This is a genomic window from Streptomyces sp. NPDC091416 (genome assembly GCF_044756845.1).
Classification (GTDB): domain Bacteria; phylum Actinomycetota; class Actinomycetes; order Streptomycetales; family Streptomycetaceae; genus Streptomyces.
The window spans coordinates 172,273-188,984 of the sequence record NZ_JBIVTU010000008.1 but is presented as its reverse complement, the minus strand read 5'-3'; the positions used below and the strand labels follow the sequence as shown (position 1 = coordinate 188,984).

General features: G+C 70.7%; 13 protein-coding genes. 7 read left to right on the top strand and 6 right to left on the bottom strand.

The window, feature by feature from the left end; all coding sequences use genetic code 11:
* Positions 1–286: 286 nt before the first annotated feature.
* Together ACIQMX_RS24140 and ACIQMX_RS24135 are read left to right on the top strand one after the other, a co-directional pair.
* Positions 287–937: a DUF4230 domain-containing protein gene (locus ACIQMX_RS24140; RefSeq protein ID WP_363073628.1), complete on the top strand. Its 651-nt coding sequence runs from the start codon at positions 287–289 to the stop codon at positions 935–937.
* A 138-nt stretch (positions 938–1,075) separates the two neighbouring features.
* Positions 1,076–2,251: a cellulose-binding domain-containing protein gene (locus ACIQMX_RS24135; RefSeq protein WP_363073630.1), complete on the top strand. Its 1,176-nt coding sequence runs from the start codon at positions 1,076–1,078 to the stop codon at positions 2,249–2,251.
* Between the two features lie 83 nt (positions 2,252–2,334).
* Here ACIQMX_RS24135 and ACIQMX_RS24130 read toward each other — a convergent pair whose 3' ends face one another.
* A complete protein-coding gene (locus ACIQMX_RS24130) occupies positions 2,335–3,225 on the bottom strand; it encodes a helix-turn-helix transcriptional regulator (RefSeq protein WP_363073632.1) in 891 nt (296 codons plus the stop codon).
* Between the two features lie 234 nt (positions 3,226–3,459).
* On the opposite strand from ACIQMX_RS24130, the gene ACIQMX_RS24125 reads away from it, so the two are divergent.
* Entirely contained in the window at positions 3,460–4,476 is a 1,017-nt protein-coding gene (locus tag ACIQMX_RS24125; RefSeq protein WP_363073634.1) for a zinc-dependent alcohol dehydrogenase family protein, read from the top strand.
* An 83-nt stretch (positions 4,477–4,559) separates the two neighbouring features.
* The gene (locus tag ACIQMX_RS24120) at positions 4,560–4,976 is read left to right on the top strand and encodes a cupin domain-containing protein (RefSeq protein WP_402480970.1); all 417 of its coding nucleotides are present in this window, start codon (positions 4,560–4,562) and stop codon (positions 4,974–4,976) included.
* A 10-nt stretch (positions 4,977–4,986) separates the two neighbouring features.
* On the opposite strand, the gene ACIQMX_RS24115 is transcribed toward ACIQMX_RS24120, so the two are convergent.
* From ACIQMX_RS24115 to ACIQMX_RS24100, 4 genes are read right to left on the bottom strand one after another with little or no spacing between them, the layout of a single operon-like run.
* Positions 4,987–6,345 (bottom strand): dipeptidase, encoded by a 1,359-nt coding sequence (locus tag ACIQMX_RS24115; protein ID WP_402480968.1) that lies wholly within the window; start codon positions 6,343–6,345, stop codon positions 4,987–4,989.
* A 10-nt stretch (positions 6,346–6,355) separates the two neighbouring features.
* Positions 6,356–6,793, bottom strand: a complete 438-nt coding sequence (locus ACIQMX_RS24110; protein WP_402480966.1) for a hypothetical protein — start codon at positions 6,791–6,793, stop codon at positions 6,356–6,358.
* A complete protein-coding gene (locus ACIQMX_RS24105; protein ID WP_363073641.1) occupies positions 6,790–8,253 on the bottom strand; it encodes an APC family permease in 1,464 nt (487 codons plus the stop codon). Before ACIQMX_RS24105 ends, ACIQMX_RS24110 begins: the two co-directional genes overlap by 4 nt.
* A gap of 25 nt (positions 8,254–8,278) precedes the next feature.
* Complete coding sequence (locus ACIQMX_RS24100) at positions 8,279–8,956, bottom strand: GAP family protein (protein WP_363073643.1); 678 nt, start codon at positions 8,954–8,956, stop codon at positions 8,279–8,281.
* Between the two features lie 242 nt (positions 8,957–9,198).
* Here ACIQMX_RS24100 and ACIQMX_RS24095 point away from each other — a divergent pair, with 242 nt between their 5' ends.
* The 3 genes from ACIQMX_RS24095 (at position 9,199) to ACIQMX_RS24085 (ending at position 15,734) form a co-directional block, all read left to right on the top strand.
* Positions 9,199–9,684 (top strand): DUF1269 domain-containing protein, encoded by a 486-nt coding sequence (locus ACIQMX_RS24095; RefSeq protein WP_363073645.1) that lies wholly within the window; start codon positions 9,199–9,201, stop codon positions 9,682–9,684.
* A 76-nt stretch (positions 9,685–9,760) separates the two neighbouring features.
* Positions 9,761–11,470: a SulP family inorganic anion transporter gene (locus tag ACIQMX_RS24090; protein WP_363073647.1), complete on the top strand. Its 1,710-nt coding sequence runs from the start codon at positions 9,761–9,763 to the stop codon at positions 11,468–11,470.
* A 169-nt stretch (positions 11,471–11,639) separates the two neighbouring features.
* Positions 11,640–15,734, top strand: coding sequence for a S8 family serine peptidase (locus ACIQMX_RS24085; protein ID WP_363073649.1), 4,095 nt, complete (start codon positions 11,640–11,642; stop codon positions 15,732–15,734).
* Between the two features lie 25 nt (positions 15,735–15,759).
* Here ACIQMX_RS24085 and ACIQMX_RS24080 read toward each other — a convergent pair whose 3' ends face one another.
* Positions 15,760–16,590, bottom strand: a complete 831-nt coding sequence (locus tag ACIQMX_RS24080; protein ID WP_363073651.1) for a helix-turn-helix transcriptional regulator — start codon at positions 16,588–16,590, stop codon at positions 15,760–15,762.
* Between the last annotated feature and the right edge of the window lie 122 nt (positions 16,591–16,712).

The following is a 16,712-nucleotide window of genomic DNA, read 5'->3' as shown; positions in this document are numbered from 1 at the left end:
GCGAGAGAGGGTTCCCCGGATTGGCTCGGTCCATCACGCCCGCGGGACCGCTTGACCTCGTTCGGCCGTGGGCCCGGGGACGGGACCGAGCCGATGCCGTCCTCCTGAGCTGCCCGCGCGCGCCTGCCTGCCCGGCCCGCGCGCGGCCTGTCGGCCGGTGCCCGGACACGTCCGCACCGGCCGTCGTGCGGCACCGCATCCGCCCGCTTCTTGGTGTGTTTCTCAACTCGCCTGTCTCGTAAGGGTTTCCGGGGGCATTCGAAGTACAGGAAAGGAGGGCCATCGGATGACGACTTCTCTCGGACGCCTGCCCGTTTGGGTGAAGGTGGTGACTGCCCTGGTGCTGGTGCTGGCGGTGCTGTTCGCCGGGATCAGGCTGGCCGTACTGCCGGGCATCAAGGATCTGTTCGGAACCGAGACGACCGACCGCTCGGGCCCCGCTGTCCTCAAGTCCATCAGGGACCTGAGCCGTTTCGACGCGGCCTCCGGAAACTTCCAGGTGGTCGTCGACCTCGAGAAGGACGCCAAGTACCTGCCGGACGCCGTACGCGGCTCCCGCACGCTCTATGTGGGTGCGGGCACGGTGGAGGCGTACGTCGACCTCGGCAACATCGGCGGGAACGGCGTGACGGTGAACGAGGACCGCACCGCTGCCACCCTGCGGCTCCCGCACGCGCGGCTCGGCAAGCCCGCCCTGGACGCCGACCACTCCTACGCGGTCTCCAAGCAGCGCGGGCTGCTGGACCGCCTCGGAGACGTGTTCTCGGACAACCCCAACAGCGAACACGCCGTGCAGAAGCTCGCGGTCTCGCACATCGGCGACGCGGCCAAGGACAGCGGGCTGACCGCGAGGGCCGAGGCCAACACCACCACCATGCTGGAGGGTCTCCTGCACTCCCTGGGCTTCAAGGACGTGCGCATCTCCTACGGGACCTGACGCGCGGCCCCCGGTGTCCGGGATGCCGGGGGCGACCGCCGTATTGACAGTACGCCGTCATGTCGCTGTGATGAATGGGAGCGCTCCCATGCGCTGCTGTCGCACTGTCCTACGGTTCCCCACCCCGAGGAGGCGCACATGCCGAATCTTCTCCCGCGATTACTGCGCAGACCCTGGACGGCGGTCGTGGCCGCTCTCGCGCTGGTGTTCTCCGTCTTCGTCGTGGTGCCCGCCAGCGGTTCGGACCTGGCGTCCGGATGCCGGGTCGACTACACCGTCAACGAGTGGACGGGCGGTTACTCCGCCCAGGTGCGCATCGTCCATACGGGGTCCGCGCTCAGCGGCTGGCGGCTGACGTGGACGTACGCCGGCGACCGGCAGGTCACCTCCGCGTGGAACGCGACCGTCACGCAGACCGGTCACGTGGTGACCGCCGTCAACACGGACTGGAACGGAGCGGTGGCCGACGGGGGGACAGTCGACTTCGGTCTGCAGGGGACCTGGCAGTCGGCGGGCCCGGCCCCCACCGATTTCGCGCTCAACGGGGTGTCCTGCGGTGGTGACGGCACCTCACCGCCGACCACGCCACCTCCCACGACACCACCGCCCACCACACCGCCTTCGGCGGAGTGCGGCGATGCCGCCGTCTGTGAGGACTTCGAGGACCAGACCGGCCCGGCCCCCGCCGGGAACTGGCGGTTCACCGCCCCCGACTGCCAGGGCACCGGCACGGCCGCCGTCGACACGGAGGTCGCGCACAGCGGCACGAGATCGCTGCGGCTGGACGGGCGGGCCGGCTACTGCAACCACGCCTTCGTGGCTGCCGCGGCCGACCTGTCGTCGGTGGGCCCGGTGCTGCACATCCGCATGTGGGTGAGGCACACCACCGCGCTCCCGGCCGCGCACGTCACGTTCGTGTCGATGCCGGACGGTTCCCAGGGCGGCAAGGCGTTGCGGATCGGCGGGCAGAACGGTGCCCTGCAGTGGAACCGGGAGAGCGACGACGCCACGCTGCCGGCGCAGAGCCCCGTCGGGGTGGGGCTGAGCAGGCCTCTGCCGACGGACAGCTGGCAATGTCTGCGATTCGCGGTCGACACCACGGCGCCGGAGCTCGACACCTGGCTCAACGACGAACAGGTGCCGGGGCTGCACGCCGACGGCGTGCCGACGCAGGACATCGACCAGCAGTGGCTCTCGCGGACCACTCCGCCGGACCCTGCCGAGCTGAGGCTGGGCTGGGAGAGTTACGGAACCGGCGACGACACCCTGTGGTTCGACGACGTGGTCGTCGGCTCCTCACCGGTCGGCTGCTGACGCACATCCCGGTGGTGCCGGTTCTGACCGTGGCCGTCGACCGGCTGCCGGCCCTGATCCGGCTCCGCCCGTCCTGACGGGGGTCAGCGGGACGTCTGCCGGGCGGCATCGCCGGCCGCCCGGGTGGCGGCCCAGGAGGCGAGGAGGCGCAGGCCCTCCTCGGAGGCGGAGCCGGGTTCGGCGGTGTAGACCGTCAGCGTCAGGCCGGGTTCCGCCGCCATCTCCAGCCCTTCGAAGGCGAGGGTGAGATCGCCGACGGCGGTGTGGTGGAAGTTCTTGGTCCCGGTGCCGTGGTGGCGGACGTTGTGGGCGCCCCATCGCGTGCGGAACTCGTCGCAGCGGGTGGACAGTTCGCCGACCAGGTCGTGCAGGTCCTTGTCGTGGGGATTGCGGCCGGCCTCGGTGCGCAGGATGGCGACGGTGACGTCGGCGGCGAGCTCCCAGTCGGGGTAGAAGCGGCGCGCGGCGGGATCAAGGAAGGTGAACCGGGCGAGGTTCGCCTGATTGCGGGGCGTGGCGTACACATCGTCGTAGAACGCACGGCCGAGCGCGTTCACGGCGAGGACGTCCATGCGGCCGTTGCGGACGAAGGCAGGCCCGGCGGTGATCGCGTCCAGCGTCCACTGCAGGCTCGGGTGCGGGGTCCACTGGCCCTTGGCGCGCCGCCTGCGGGGGCGGGTGAGGGCATCCGAGCCGTCGGCGGCCTGGGCCAGGTGGAGCAGGTGGGCGCGCTCGGCCTCGTCGAGCCGCAGCGCGCGGGCGACGGCTTCGAGGACGGCCGGGGAGACGCCCGCGAGGTTGCCGCGTTCGAGCTTGGCGTAGTACTCGACGCTCATGTCGGCGAGTGCGGCGACTTCGCTGCGGCGCAGGCCCGGGACGCGGCGTCTGCTGCCGGAGACCAGTCCTGCCTGGTCGGGGGTGATCTTGGCGCGCCGCGAGGTGAGGAACTCGCGGACCTCCTGGCTGTTGTCCACCCCTCGACGGTACGTCGTGCGCGCATCGTGAGGGATGTACTGCTGGTACACCCATCGACGGTGACTGGCTGCCCGCGGTGAATGGCGGTTACCTGGATGACGTGGCACTCCTTCCCGCCGCCCGGCGGCAGAGGAAGCGAGGGCCCCGGGCCCGTGCCGTACGGCACGTTCCGGCCCGGGCAGCACGCGGGCCGTCCGAAACGGCCCCACCCCCAGTACGTAAGGAACCCCCTCATGCGCGGCGCAGTGATCCACGCCCCCGGCGATGTCCGCTTCGAGACGCTGGACGACCCGAAGATTCTCCACCCCACCGACGCCGTCATCCGTACGGCCGTCTCCTGTGTGTGCGGCTCCGACCTGTGGCCCTACCGCGGTCTGGAGCCGATCGGTGACCCGCACCCGATGGGGCACGAGTACGTCGGCTTCGTCGAGGAGGTCGGCAGCGAGGTCACGTCCGTCAAGCCGGGGCAGTTCGTCGTCGGCTCGTTCGCCACCTCGGACAACACCTGCGCGAACTGCCGCAACGGTTTCCAGTCGAACTGCCTGCACCGCGCGTTCATGTCCACCTGCCAGGCAGACTACGTACGCATCCCCAACGCCCAGGGCACCCTGGTCGCCACCGACGGGATTCCGGCCGAGGAGCTGTGGCCCGGGCTGCTCGCCGTCTCCGACGTCATGGGCACCGGCTGGTGGGCCGCCGACGCCGCCGAGGTCCGGCCCGGTTCGACCGCCGTGGTGGTCGGTGACGGCGCGGTCGGCCTCTGCGCGGTGATCGCGGCCAGGGAGAGGGGTGCGGAGCGCATCATCGTCATGTCCCGCCACGCCTCCCGCCAGAAGCTCGCCCGCGAGTTCGGTGCCACCGACATCGTCACCGAGCGCGGCGACGAAGGCATCGCCCGGATCAAGGACCTCACCGACGGCATCGGCGCCGACAGCGTGCTGGAGTGCGTCGGCACGGCGCAGGCCATGCGGCAGGCCCTGCACACCGCACGCCCCGGCGGCAACGTCGGTTTCGTCGGCGTCCCCCACGAGGTCGCGATCGACGGCCAGGAACTCTTCTTCTCCCACGTCGGCCTGCGCGGCGGCCCCGCGCCCGTCCGCCGCTACCTGCCCGACCTCATCGAACGCGTGGTGTCGGGCCGGATCGACCCGGGCAAGGTCTTCGACCTCACCCTGCCCCTCGACCAGGTCGCCGAGGGCTACCGGGCCATGGACGAACGCCGCGCCGTCAAGGCCCTCCTCAAGCCCTGACCCGCACCCTTCTCCCCGCTCCGCGGCCGGGAAGGAGTCTCCCGCCCGGCCACCACCGCAACCCCGGTACCGAAAGGCCCCCCATGGAGTTCGTCACGCAGCAGCCCACCAGCAAGGCACCGTCCGCATGGTTCACCGGCGACGTCTGGTGGGACGTCATCGTCGCGGGACAGGAACCTTCCCGGATGCGTGCCAACCTGGTGCGCTTCGCACCCGGCGCCCGCACCAACTGGCACTCCCACGCCGTGGGCCAGACGCTCCACATCGTCTCCGGCACCGCTCTGATCGGCACCCGTGACGGCACCGTCCTCGAAGCCGGCCCCGGCCGGACCGTCAGCTGCCCGCCCGGCGAGGAGCACTGGCACGGCGCCGTCCCCGACCGCTTCATGGAACACATCGCCCTGTGGGAGGCCACCGCCGACGGCACTCCCGAGACCACATGGGCCGAACCGGTCACCGACGCGCAGTACACCGGCCCCCGGCAGACCCACGACGGGTAGTCAGCCGCGGTCACCGGTCCCGGGCGACTCCGTAATGACGGAGGAAGAGGGCCTCGACGTGGGCCATGTGCTCGATCTCGGCCGGGTCGACGCTCTCGTTGGGGGCGTGGATGAGGCACTGCGGTTCCTCGACGCCCATGAGGATGATCTCGGCGTGCGGGAACTGTTCGGCGAGGACGTTGCACAGCGGGATGGAGCCGCCCTGCCCCAGGTACGCCATCGGCGTGCCGTAGACCTCGGTCATGGCCCGGTCGAGGGTCGCGTACGCGGGGCCGTCGGTGGCCGCGTGGAAGGCGGACCCGGTGCTCTCGGTCTCGACGGTGACCGCGGCACCCCAGGGAGCCGCCGCACGGAGGTGGGCGGTCAGCGCGTCGACGGCGGTCCGGGCGTCGGTTCCCGGCGGGACGCGCAGGGAGACGCGGGCGCGGGCGGAGGGCGGGATGGAGGCGGAGGAGCCGACGACGGGCGGGCAGTCGATGCCGAGGACCGTGACCGCAGGCCTGGCCCAGAGGCGGTCGGCGACGCTGCCGGTGCCCGTGAGCCGGACCTCGTCGAGGACACCTGCGTCGGTGCGGAACTGCTCCTCGTCGTAGCCGACTCCGTCCCAGACGCCCCGGCAGTCCAGGCCGTCGATGCGGGTGGCCCCGCTCTTGGGATCGCGCAGGGTCGAGAGCGTCTGGATGAGCGCGGCGAGGGCGTCGGGGGCGGGGCCGCCGAACATGCCGGAGTGGATCTCGCCCTTGAGGGTCTCCACGGTGACGACGACGTTCGCCAGCCCGCGCAGGGAGACGGTCGCGGTACCGGTGCCGACGGTGGCGTTGCCCGTGTCGCAGATCAGGAGTGTGTCGGCCCGGAACTCCTCGGGGTGCCGGGCGACGTACTGTTCGAGGCCCCCCGTGCCCTGCTCCTCGGAACCCTCGGCGACGAACCTGATGCCGACGGGGAGGTCGTCGCCGAGGGCGCGCAGGGCGGTGAGGTGCATGACGATGTTGCCCTTGCAGTCGGCGGCGCCGCGGCCGTACCAGCGGCCGTCGCGCTCGGTCAGCCGGAAGGGCGGGGTATGCCAGGCTGCGTCGTCGAGCGGGGGCTGTACGTCGTAATGGCAGTAGAGGAGCACGGTCGGCGCTCCGGGCGGCGGCGGGCGGTGGCCGAGTACCGCCTGGCTGCCGTCGGGGGTCTCCACGAGACGTACGTCCTGGAGGCCGGCGTCGGTGAAGGCGTCCGCGACCCACCGGGCGGCCCTGCGGCACTCCTCGGCCGGGTACTGGCGGGGGTCGGCGACGGAGGGGATGGCGACGAGTTCCGCCAGGTCGTCCTGGGCACGGGGCATCAGGGCGGCGATGCGGGCGGCGAGTTCTGTGTCCGTCACGGGGGCTCCCTCAGCGTCGTACGGTCGTGTCGGTCTTGAGGCTGTCCAGGGCCTTGTCGAAGTCGTCGACCTTGTCGGGGCAGTAGACCGACAGGACGATCCGCTCCACCTCGACGGCCTTGGTGTCGGCGATGACGGGCCGCATGCCGGGGCCGGTGGCGCCGTTGGAGAGGTGGATCTTCCACAGGGCCTTGGCCAGCGCGCCCCCGGGCTTCTCGCAGACCGGGCCTCCGTCCGTGCCGAGCACCTGCTCGACGGTGTCCGTGTCCGGGGAGGGATAGCCGGCTTCGACCAGTTTGTCCTGGAGCTGCTTCGCCTTGGCGGTGGACTTGCTGGAGGTCGAGACGTTCTCGTAGCGGAGGAGGCCGACGACCGCCAGGGCGAGGAGCAGGGCGATCGCGCCCCAGTAGATCCACTTGTGTTCGGCGGCGAATCGGGTGGGGCTCATGACGCGTCACCCTCCGCCGTGGCCGCCTCGGTGGTCTGCCAGCCGGGTTTGCGCAGCTTGAGGAAGGCCCACGGGACGATCAGCCCGAGGATCACCAGCCCGCCGCCGATGATGCCGACATACGCCCAGGTGCTGCCGTTGCCGAACTGGGAGGGGGGCACGAACCCGATGAGCAGGGCGGCGGCGGAGGCCAGCCAGCCCACGACGCACAACAGGCCCAGGGCGGGTGCCCGGTAGCCGCGGGGGTGGTCGGGCTGCAGCTTCCGGAGCCGCAACGCGGCCACGAACATCAGCAGGTACACGATGAGGTAGACCTGTGTGGTGATGGTGGAGAAGATCCAGTACACGTCGGAGACGTTCGGGATCAGCGCGTACATGAGGGCGATGACCGTGGTGACGACGCCCTGCGTGACGAGGATGTTCTGCTGGATGCCGTTCTTGTTGAGCTTCTGCAGGAAAGGCGGGAGGTAGCCCTCGCTGCGGGAGATCTCCAGAAGGCCCTTCGACGGCCCCGCGAGCCAGGTGAGCATGCCGCCGAGCGAAGCGGCCACGAGGGCGACGGCGGCGATCGGGGTCAGCCAGCCGATGTGGAAGAAGGTGAAGAACGCGTCGAACGCCTGCATGACGCCCGCCGTCAGGCTGAGCTGGTCGGCGGGGACGACCCAGCTGATCGCGAGCGCGGGAAGGATGAAGATCAGCAGCACCAACCCCATGGCCAGGAACATCGACTTGGGGTACTCCTTGGCCGGGTTCTTGAGCGAGGAGACGTGGACGGCGTTCATCTCCATGCCCGAGTACGACAGGAAGTTGTTGACGATCAGGACCAGGCTGGCCAGGCCCGTCCACTGCGGGAGCAGGTTCGCGGAGTCCATCGGGGCGGCGGAGGCGTTGCCCTCGCCGAGAAAGACCATGCCGAGGACCACCAGCACCGTGCCGGGGATCAGCGTGCCGATGATCAGGCCCCAACTGGCCAGTCCGGCGAGTGCCTTGGTGCCGCGCGAGGAGATCCAGACGCCGGTCCAGTACAGGACCATGATGACGACGGCGGTGTACGGGCCGTTGGAGGCGAGCGCCGGGTCGATGATGAACGCGATGGTCGAGGCGACGAACGCGAGCAGGCTCGGGTAGTAGAAGATCGTCATCGCGAACTGGCACCACACGGCGAGGAATCCGAGCGGTTTCGACAGTCCCTCGCTCACCCACCGGTAGACGCCGCCGCTCCAGCCCGAGGCGAGCTCGGCGGAGACGAGCGCCGTGGGCAGGAGGAACAGGATCGCGGGCAGGAGGTAGAGGAAGACGCAGGCCAGGCCGTAGACGGCCATGGTCGGCGCGGCCCGCAGACTCGCCACCGACGCGGTGGTCATGAAGGCGAGCGTCACCCAGGTCATGGCCGATGTCGCCGGCCGGGCAGCGGCCGTCCGCGGTCTGGGCAGGTCCGCCGAAGCTTCCGTACTGCTCATGAAGGGGTCTCCTCGGGAGAGAGGGTCAGGAGGTGAGACCGCTGAGGGCGTCGCCGATGTACTTCACGCCCAGAACCACCAGGAGGGTGGTCATGATCGCGCTGTTGTGAAGGGCCATCCATTCCTTCCAACCCCCGAGCACGCGCGTGGCCTTGGCGCCGCCGGCGAGGTAGACGCCGAGCGGGACCAGCGCGCAGAGCGAGGCGATCAGGACCATGAGGACGGCGGCGACGGCCTTGCCCCCAGCGCCGGCGGTGGAACTCGCGATGGAGACCGCGCCGCCGATCGCCAGAACGAGGTTCTTGGGGTTGGCGACCACCAGGACGACGGCGAGGCCGGCAGCCTTGGCCGGGCTGAAGGTGTCGATGGCCTTCATCCAGCCCGGTGTGGCGGCGTCGTGCCCTTCGCGGGGCCTGTCCTTCCACTGCTTGGCGGCGAACAGGAGGAAGAGCGCGCCGAGGGCGAGCTTGAGCCAGAGCGTCCAGGTGGCCGGCCCGTCGTCGCCGGAGGCGTCGGCGCCCGACCCGGCGAGGACCACCACGGTGACCACGGCCGCGACCGACACGATCCAGCCGGCGGTGAACGCCAGGCCGTTGGCCCGGCCCTTCGGAGTGGCGAGCATGAGGATGACCGCGATGAGCGGCACGGGGCTGATGGCGATACCGACGGCGGAGGCCAGCATCTGACCGATGGCGTCACCCATGATCGTCTTCTTGTGTCATGTGGTTGTCCATCCACTTCCGTACGGCCGTTGCTGCGAGGTTGTGCTGATCCTCACGGGCAATTCCGGCCACGGCGCCATGGTGAGGGCCGAACGAGTGAACGGGCGGTCAGGCATGGATTGCCGCCTGTCCCTGAGATGCGTGGTTCATCTGTTCAGTTTTGAATGGTCGGTGTTCGGCGCCCTTGCGGCGTCTTTGTCTGCTCGCACCCCGCGGAGGATTCATGGCCACGCTGACCGTCTGGAAATTCGACTCGCCCGAAGGTGCCGCCGGCGTCGAGAGCACCCTCCTGGAGTTGCAGAAGCAGGAGCTGATCAAGGTGATCGACGCGGCCACGGTCAGCTGGCCCGCGGACGCGACGAAGCCGAAGACGAAGCAGCTGAGCAACCTCGCCGGTCTCGGAGCCCTCTCGGGCACCTTCTGGGGCATGCTGTTCGGCCTGATCTTCTTCATGCCGCTGCTCGGTGCCGCCGTCGGTGCCGCCGCCGGCGCGCTCGGCGGGAAGATGGCCGATGTCGGTATCGACGACGACTTCATCGACTCGGTCAAGTCGAAGGTCACGCCCGGTACGTCGGCGCTCTTCCTCCTCTCGCAGGACGCCGTGGTCGACCGCGTCCGGGCCGCCTTCCCCACCGGCCACTCCGAGCTGATCCGGTCGAACCTGGACGGTGAGAAGGAGGCGAAGCTCCGCGAGGTCTTCGCCGGCTGACTCCCGCCCAGCCGTTCGTGAGCCCGCCGTGCCGTGATGTGCGGCGGGTTCTGTATCCGGGAAAGGGGGCGGGCCGATGCCCGGACGGTGGACGGCGCTGCTCCGCAGGGCGCGCCTGGGCAGACCGACGCCCTCCGACGTCAGCTCGGGTGCGGTGACCGGGCTCTTCTCGATTCCGGAGGGCATGGCATACGCGGCCATCGCCGGATTCAACCCGGTGGCAGGTCTGTACGCGGGTGTGGTGCCGGCGATCGTCGGCTCGCTGACCTCCCGCACGGTCCTCATGGTCACGACGCTGACCAGCGCGATCGCGCTGACGTCGCAGAGTGTGCTGTCGGACGCCGGGCTCGACCCGAAGGACGCAGGCAACATCGCGCTGCTGACGGTCATGGTCGGTGCGGTGATGCTGCTCATGGGAGTGCTGCGGCTCGGGGCCGTGATGAGCTTCGTCTCCAACGCCGTCATGACCGGCTTCTCCACCGGCATCGCGCTCCAGATCATCACCGGCGTCCTGAAGGACGCCACCGGCTACGAGCCGCAGGGACACAACCGGCTCGTCCAACTCGGCGACTGGCTGTGGCACATCGCCGACTGGCAACTCGCCGCCACCCTCACCGCGCTCGCCACCATCGCCGTCTGGGCCCTCGCCCGTGCCGTGAGAAGGCTGGAACCGGTCGCCCTGCTCATCGCGATGGTCGCGGTCAGCGTGGGCGCGGGCCTGCTGGGCACGGACATCGAGACGGTGAAGGACATCGCGTCGATTCCCGGCGCCCTGCCCTCCTTCACCGCGCCCGACCTGTCGGCCGTCCCTGACCTGGCTTGGGGCGCGGTCTCGGTCGCCCTCGTCGGCCTCGCCCAGGCCGCCGGAATCGCGCCGTCGATGCCCAACCCCGACGGTTCGCGCTCCGACATCAACGGGGACTTCCGCTCCCAGGGCTACGCCAACCTCGCCGGAGGACTGTTCCAGGCGCTGCCCTCGGGCGGTTCGATGTCCCGCACGGGTGTCGCGGTGTCCGCGGGGGCCCGCACCCGGTGGGCCGGCATCGTCTCCGGCGTCTTCCTCGCCCTGGTGGTGCTGCTGTGCGGCTCGCTCGCCGAGCGCATCCCCATGCCGGTCATCGGCGGCCTGATCCTGGTCGTGGGCGGCGAGCTGATCTGGGGCAAGCGCCACGACATCCTGCTCGTCCTGCGCACGTCATGGATGTCGGCCGGAGCCATGGTGCTGACCTTCCTGGCCACCACCCAGCTCCCGCTCCAGCAGGCCATCGTCCTCGGAGCCGTACTGTCGTTGCTGCTGTACTGCGCACAGTCCGCCCGCCAGGCCGAGCTCCTCGCGCTCGTACGCAAGGGCCGGGGCCGTTGGGAGACCGGCGAGCCGCCCCCCGCCCTCACCCCCGGCACAGTCACGGTCCTCTACTACGCCGGTTCGTCCTTCTTCGCCGAACTGCCCCGGATCGAGAGCCGGCTCCCGGCCACGGACGGCGCGCGGGGAGCGGTGCTGATCCTCGTCGTACGGACGATCCCCGACGTGCCGTCCTCCGCGATGCTCAAGCTCCTCGACCGGTACGCGAAGGGCCTCGGCGACCAGGGCGGCCGTCTGATCCTGTGCGGCGTCGACCCCTCGCTCGTACGCCTCCTGGAACGGACCGGAATCGCCGACCGGCTCGGTGAGAACGGGATCGTCCCGGCGGCTCCTGAACTGTTCGGCCCCCTTGCGACGGCACTCGAGGACGCCCGTCGGTGGGCGGCCGCCCGGTCGCCCGACGGGCCCCCGCCGTCCGCATAGAGCCCTTCGCTCCCGGGACCGTCGGCACCCTGCTTCGAGTGCCTCGCCGGTGATGGCGGTTTGACGACACGTCGTGAATGCGCCACCGGGTGCCCTTCCGTCCTGCTCCGCCACGCGTCGATGATCGAGCGAACGTCACCGGCGCAGTCCAGAGTGGAGCAAGGCACATATGACGCATGTCCCGGAACAAAGACGCCTGTCCCTGGTGATGGCGGCCGCCGTCCTCGCCGCCGCGGCGGGTACGGCGCCCGCGGCCGTCGCCGCACCCGGCCCGGGCACCACGCCGAGCGCCGTCGGTGTGCTCGCCTCCCTGGACGGCCAGGAGCGAGAGGCGCTGCACCGGATGGCGACGCTGGACATGGGCGGCCTCCACGTCACGGACAAGGCCGCGTTGAAGTCCGCCGACCCCGTCGACGTCATCGTGCAACTGCGGACGCCGCCCGCCAGGACCGCCCGTCTGCTTGCCGCCGCCGAGGGCCGCAGCCTCAGCGAGACGGACGCGCGCACCGCGGTCACCGAGGCACAGAGCGCGTTCCGCGACGTGCTGAAGGACATGTTCCCCGAGAAGCAGGCGTCCGCGGAGAAGTCCGGCGAGCAGTCCCCGGCGCCCCGGCTGCACCGCAGCTACACCCGCAGCTTCGACGGGGTCAGCCTCAGCCTGCCCGGTGACCGGGTCGCCGAGCTGCTCGACCACGCGGAGGTCGCCTCGGTGTGGCCCGACAGCACGGTGAAGGCGCTCTCCGACCCGGAGGCCACCGGATCCGGCGGCGCGGAGACGGACGGTGCCGATGACGGCCTGGCCCGCCTGCACGCCGAGGGCATCACCGGCAAGGGCGTCAAGGTCGGCATCATCGACACCGGCATCGACTACCGGCACCCCGACCTCAAGGGCGTGTACAAGGGCGGCTACGACTTCGTCGACGACGACGCCGACCCGATGGAGACCACGTACGAGGACTGGAAGGCCTCCGGCCAGGCCGAGACCAACGCCGGTTCCACGTACTACACCGAGCACGGCACCCACGTCGCCGGCATCATCGCCGGGCAGGGCGCCGACGCGAAGGCGCGCGCCGCGCACGGCGTCGCCCCCGACGCCTCCGTGCACGCCTACCGCGTTCTCGGTCCCTACGGCAGCGGCAGCACCAGCAACATCATCGCCGCCATGGACAAGGCGGCCGACGACGGCATGGACGTCGTCAACATGTCGCTGGGCGCCGCCATCAACGACCCGCTCAGCCCGCAGTCCATAGCCGCCGACAACCTGGTCCTCGCGGGCGTCACCACCGTCATAGCCGCCGGCAACAGCGGCCCGAAGGCGGGCACCGTCGCCACACCGGCCGCCGCCGCCCTCCCGCTGACGGTCGGCGCCCACTCCGAACCGCTGACCCTGCCCTCGTACACGCTTGCCGCCGGATCGGTGACTGCGCAGGGCCGGCTGCTCGCCCAGCCCTACGGCGACGCCCTGGACAAGCTGACGGACGGCTCGCTCGACGTCGTCGACGTCGGCACCGGCACGGCCGCCGGCTACACCGGCAAGGACGTCACGGGCAAGGCCGCCCTCGTCCGGCGCGGCGGCATTCCGCTGGACGAGAAGGTGCGGCGCGCACAGGACAAGGGCGCCGCGGCCGTTCTCCTCGTCAACGACAACGCCGCCGAGGGGCACATCCCGTTCTACATCGGTGAGAACCCGAACTACGTCCCGGCGTTCTCGCTGACCGCGGCGGACGGCGCCGCGCTGATGGCGGCCGGTGCCGACGTCTCGTTCACGTCGGCCGGAACCTTCCGCCTCGGCGACGGGTCGCTGGCCGACTTCAGTTCGCGCGGCCCGGTCTACGGCAGCGCCGCCATCAAGCCCGAGGTCACCGCGCCGGGCGTCAGCGTACTGTCGTCCGTCCCGGCCGACATCGTCGACCCGGCCGGCGGCGACTACACCTACGCGTACGCCCGCCTCAGCGGAACCTCGATGGCCGCGCCGTACGTCGCCGGCACCGCCGCGCTGATGCTCCAGCACGACCGCGGACTGAGCCCCGACGACATCAAGACGGCGCTGATGAACACGGCGACCTCCCTGCCCGGCGACGTCAGCGTGTTCGAAGCCGGCGCCGGAGCAGTCGACCCGTACGCGGCCGTGCACGCCACCGCCGCCGTACAGGTCCCGGAGACCACCCCGCACGTCACGGTCGACGGCACGCAGACCGAGGTCGACGCCGTCACCGGCGCGTTGGACCTCGGCGTGCTGCCGGTGGGCCGCGCCACGAACCTCCAGCGCACCCTGCGCGTGGTCAACGACAGCGGCAGGCCCGTCACGTACGACGTGCGCACCGCCTTCAGCCGCGGCTCCGGCAGTTCCGCGGACGCCGACGCCGCGCACATCACCCTGACCACCAGTGACCGGATCACGGTCGGAGCCCGAGGCAAGAAGTCCCTCGCCGCCGCCCTGCGCGTGCCCGCCGGTGCCGCGGCCGGCTACTACGAGGGCACGGTCACGCTGACACCGAGCAGCGGCAGCGGGACGCCGGCGCTGCACGTCCCGTTCGGGCTGCGTGTCGCCAAGTCCGGGTTCGAGGAGGTCGACATGACCAAGTCCGTCATGTCGACCGGACGGGGCTCCGAAGAGGGCGCCGTCGGGTCCGGCGCGGCCACCTTCAACCTGCGGATGGCCGGACAGCTGCGCAGCATCGACATCTTCCTCACCGACGCCGACGGCAAGGACCTCGGCTACATCGGCGGCATCAACACCGTCGGTCTCACCGAGGGCGTCCTCTACGGCCCGGCGACGGTGGGCCCCTGGTACTTCCCGTCGACCGGTGACAAGGCCACCCCGTTCGACCCGCGCGGCCGCTTCATCGACGACGGTCACTACAAGCTGCGCATCGTCGGCACGGACGCCGCCGGCGGCACCGACAGCGAACTGCGTGACGTGTACGTGGACTCGGAACTTCCCACGTACCAGGACGCCTACGGAGCCTGGGACTCCGCCCACCCCACCGTCATCGAACGGGCCGCCGACGCCACGTCGTTCAACGTGACCGGCACCCTCCTGGACGCCCAGGCCGACGACATCCGCGCCGCGGGCCTCGACATCGGCCAGAGCGACAACCGCCTGTACTACTCGCTCTACAGCCCGAACGCACCCGAGAGCAGTCTCCCGGTGGGGCCCGACGGGACCGTGAACGGGCAGGTCAAACTTCCCGTCGGGCCGCCCGTCGCGAATCTCAAGCTGTGGCCCACGGACGCCGCGGGCAACATCAGCGGCATCCGCCAGGTCAACATCATGAGAAAGGGCACGCCCTATGTGGTCGGCGACGCGAGCACCGCGTCGGCGCGCGCCGGTGACCGTGTCACGTACACGCTGACCGCGCACGAGCTGAAGAACTGGAAGACGTTCACGTCCCAGTTCCGCTACGACGACCGGAACGTCAAGCTCGTCTCCATCGAACCGACCGCCGAACTGAAGGCACACGGCCCGTCCGAGATCCGACGCACCGACGTGTCGGCCGGATCGTCCTCGTACAGCACGCTCTCCTTCGATGTCGCCGACAGTGCGGGCCTCAGCGGCGATTCGATGCCGTTGGTGAACGTGACGTACGAGGTGACCGGTGGCACGGTGACGGCGAGCGCCGGCCTGAGCACGGGCAGCACCTCGGCCGTCGACACGGCGGGCACCAAGACGAACCTGAACATCCAGTTCTACGGTGCGGTGCGCATGCTCAACCCGACGTCGACCTTCGTCGCCCGCCCGGCCGTCCAGGCCCTGCTGACCCGGGAAGGCGCGTACGACAACGTCCGCGACCACACCGCCGACGGCATCGAGGCGACCCTCACCGCACCCGACGGCACCAGCCGTGAGGCGGCCCTGGACAAGACCGGCCGGATCTCCGTCAGCGGGCTGACCCCGTCCGACAAGCCGTACCGGTTCCGGGTGACGGCGCCCGGCCACTTCACCTGGACCGAGGACATCGACCTCGGCCTGGACGGCACCTGGGGTGTGGCCGGCAACACCGCCAGTTCGGCGGCCGCCCTCGTCGCAGGTGACGTGAACGGCGACGACGTCGTCGACGTCAGGGACGCGGCCGCCGTGTACGCGGCGCGCGGGACGGCCGACCGCGCCGCCGACATCGACCACGACGGCACCGTCGGCGCGAAGGACCTCGCCTGGGTGAAGGACAACTATCTGGCGCAGAACAGCAGGTCCGACCGGTACACCGACCCGGTCAAGCGCCTGCGCGGCAAGTCGCTGGAGGACTACCTGAACCTGATGTAGCCGGACGGCCGTCGTGACGGGGTTCTCAAACCCAGTTGTTGCGCATCGCGTACCAGCCCAGCTGGACGCGCGACGCCACGGCGGCCAGATCCATCAGCGCCCGGACCCGGCGCTGCACCGTACGCGGCGACGTGCCCAGCTGATGGGCCGTCGCCGCGTCCGTGAGTCCGGACAGCATCAGCTGCAGAATGCGGCGGTCGGTGGGGCTCAGATCGCCGTCCTCGCGCAGATACGGGCGCGAGCGGCGCCACACCGACTCGAACAGCTCGATCGCCAGCACCACGAGCGGCGGCCGCAGCTCCAGCGACCGTCCCGGCTCCACCTGGACCATGGCCGTCTCACCGTCCGCGATGAGCAGTTTGATCAAGGGCTGGTCGACGACCCGGACTTTGTGGCCCCGTTCCACCCGCAGGTCCAGCGCGCGCAGCGCGGCCGGCTCGGAGAGGAAGTCGCGGTCCACGACGATGCGGTACGACGCGTCCGGATTGCCGTCCTTGCGCATCGGCGGTCCACTTCCGTCTCTCCGTCGACCGTCCGGTCCGTCCGGCCCGTCCGGCAGGGTCGTCGGTACGGGCGCCACCGTGTTCGCCCCCGACTGGAAGCCCCACAACGTGGTGCGGGCGGCGTACTCGATGTCGTAGATGCGCCGTGCCTGCTCCTCCCGGCTCTCCAGGACCCGGACGATATGGTCGTCGCTCCCGCCGGCGTCGGATCCCCACTGTCCCAGCAGCCGGGCCAGCGCGGCGTCCGCGCCACGCAGATGGTCCTGCAGCTCGGTGAGCGACGCGCGCAGGGCAGGACCGGACGGCGCGGAGCCGGCAGGCCGCTGGGAGGGTGTTCCTGGGACGGGCGACATACGCCCATTCTCCCCGCTCCCGTGCACAACCGGCCAGGGACCCCCGCCGCGCCACGTCAGCGGCGTGCGGGTCCGCGGTGCCCGCCCTGTCGTGATTACGCCATGGCGGCCTCTCGCCAGCC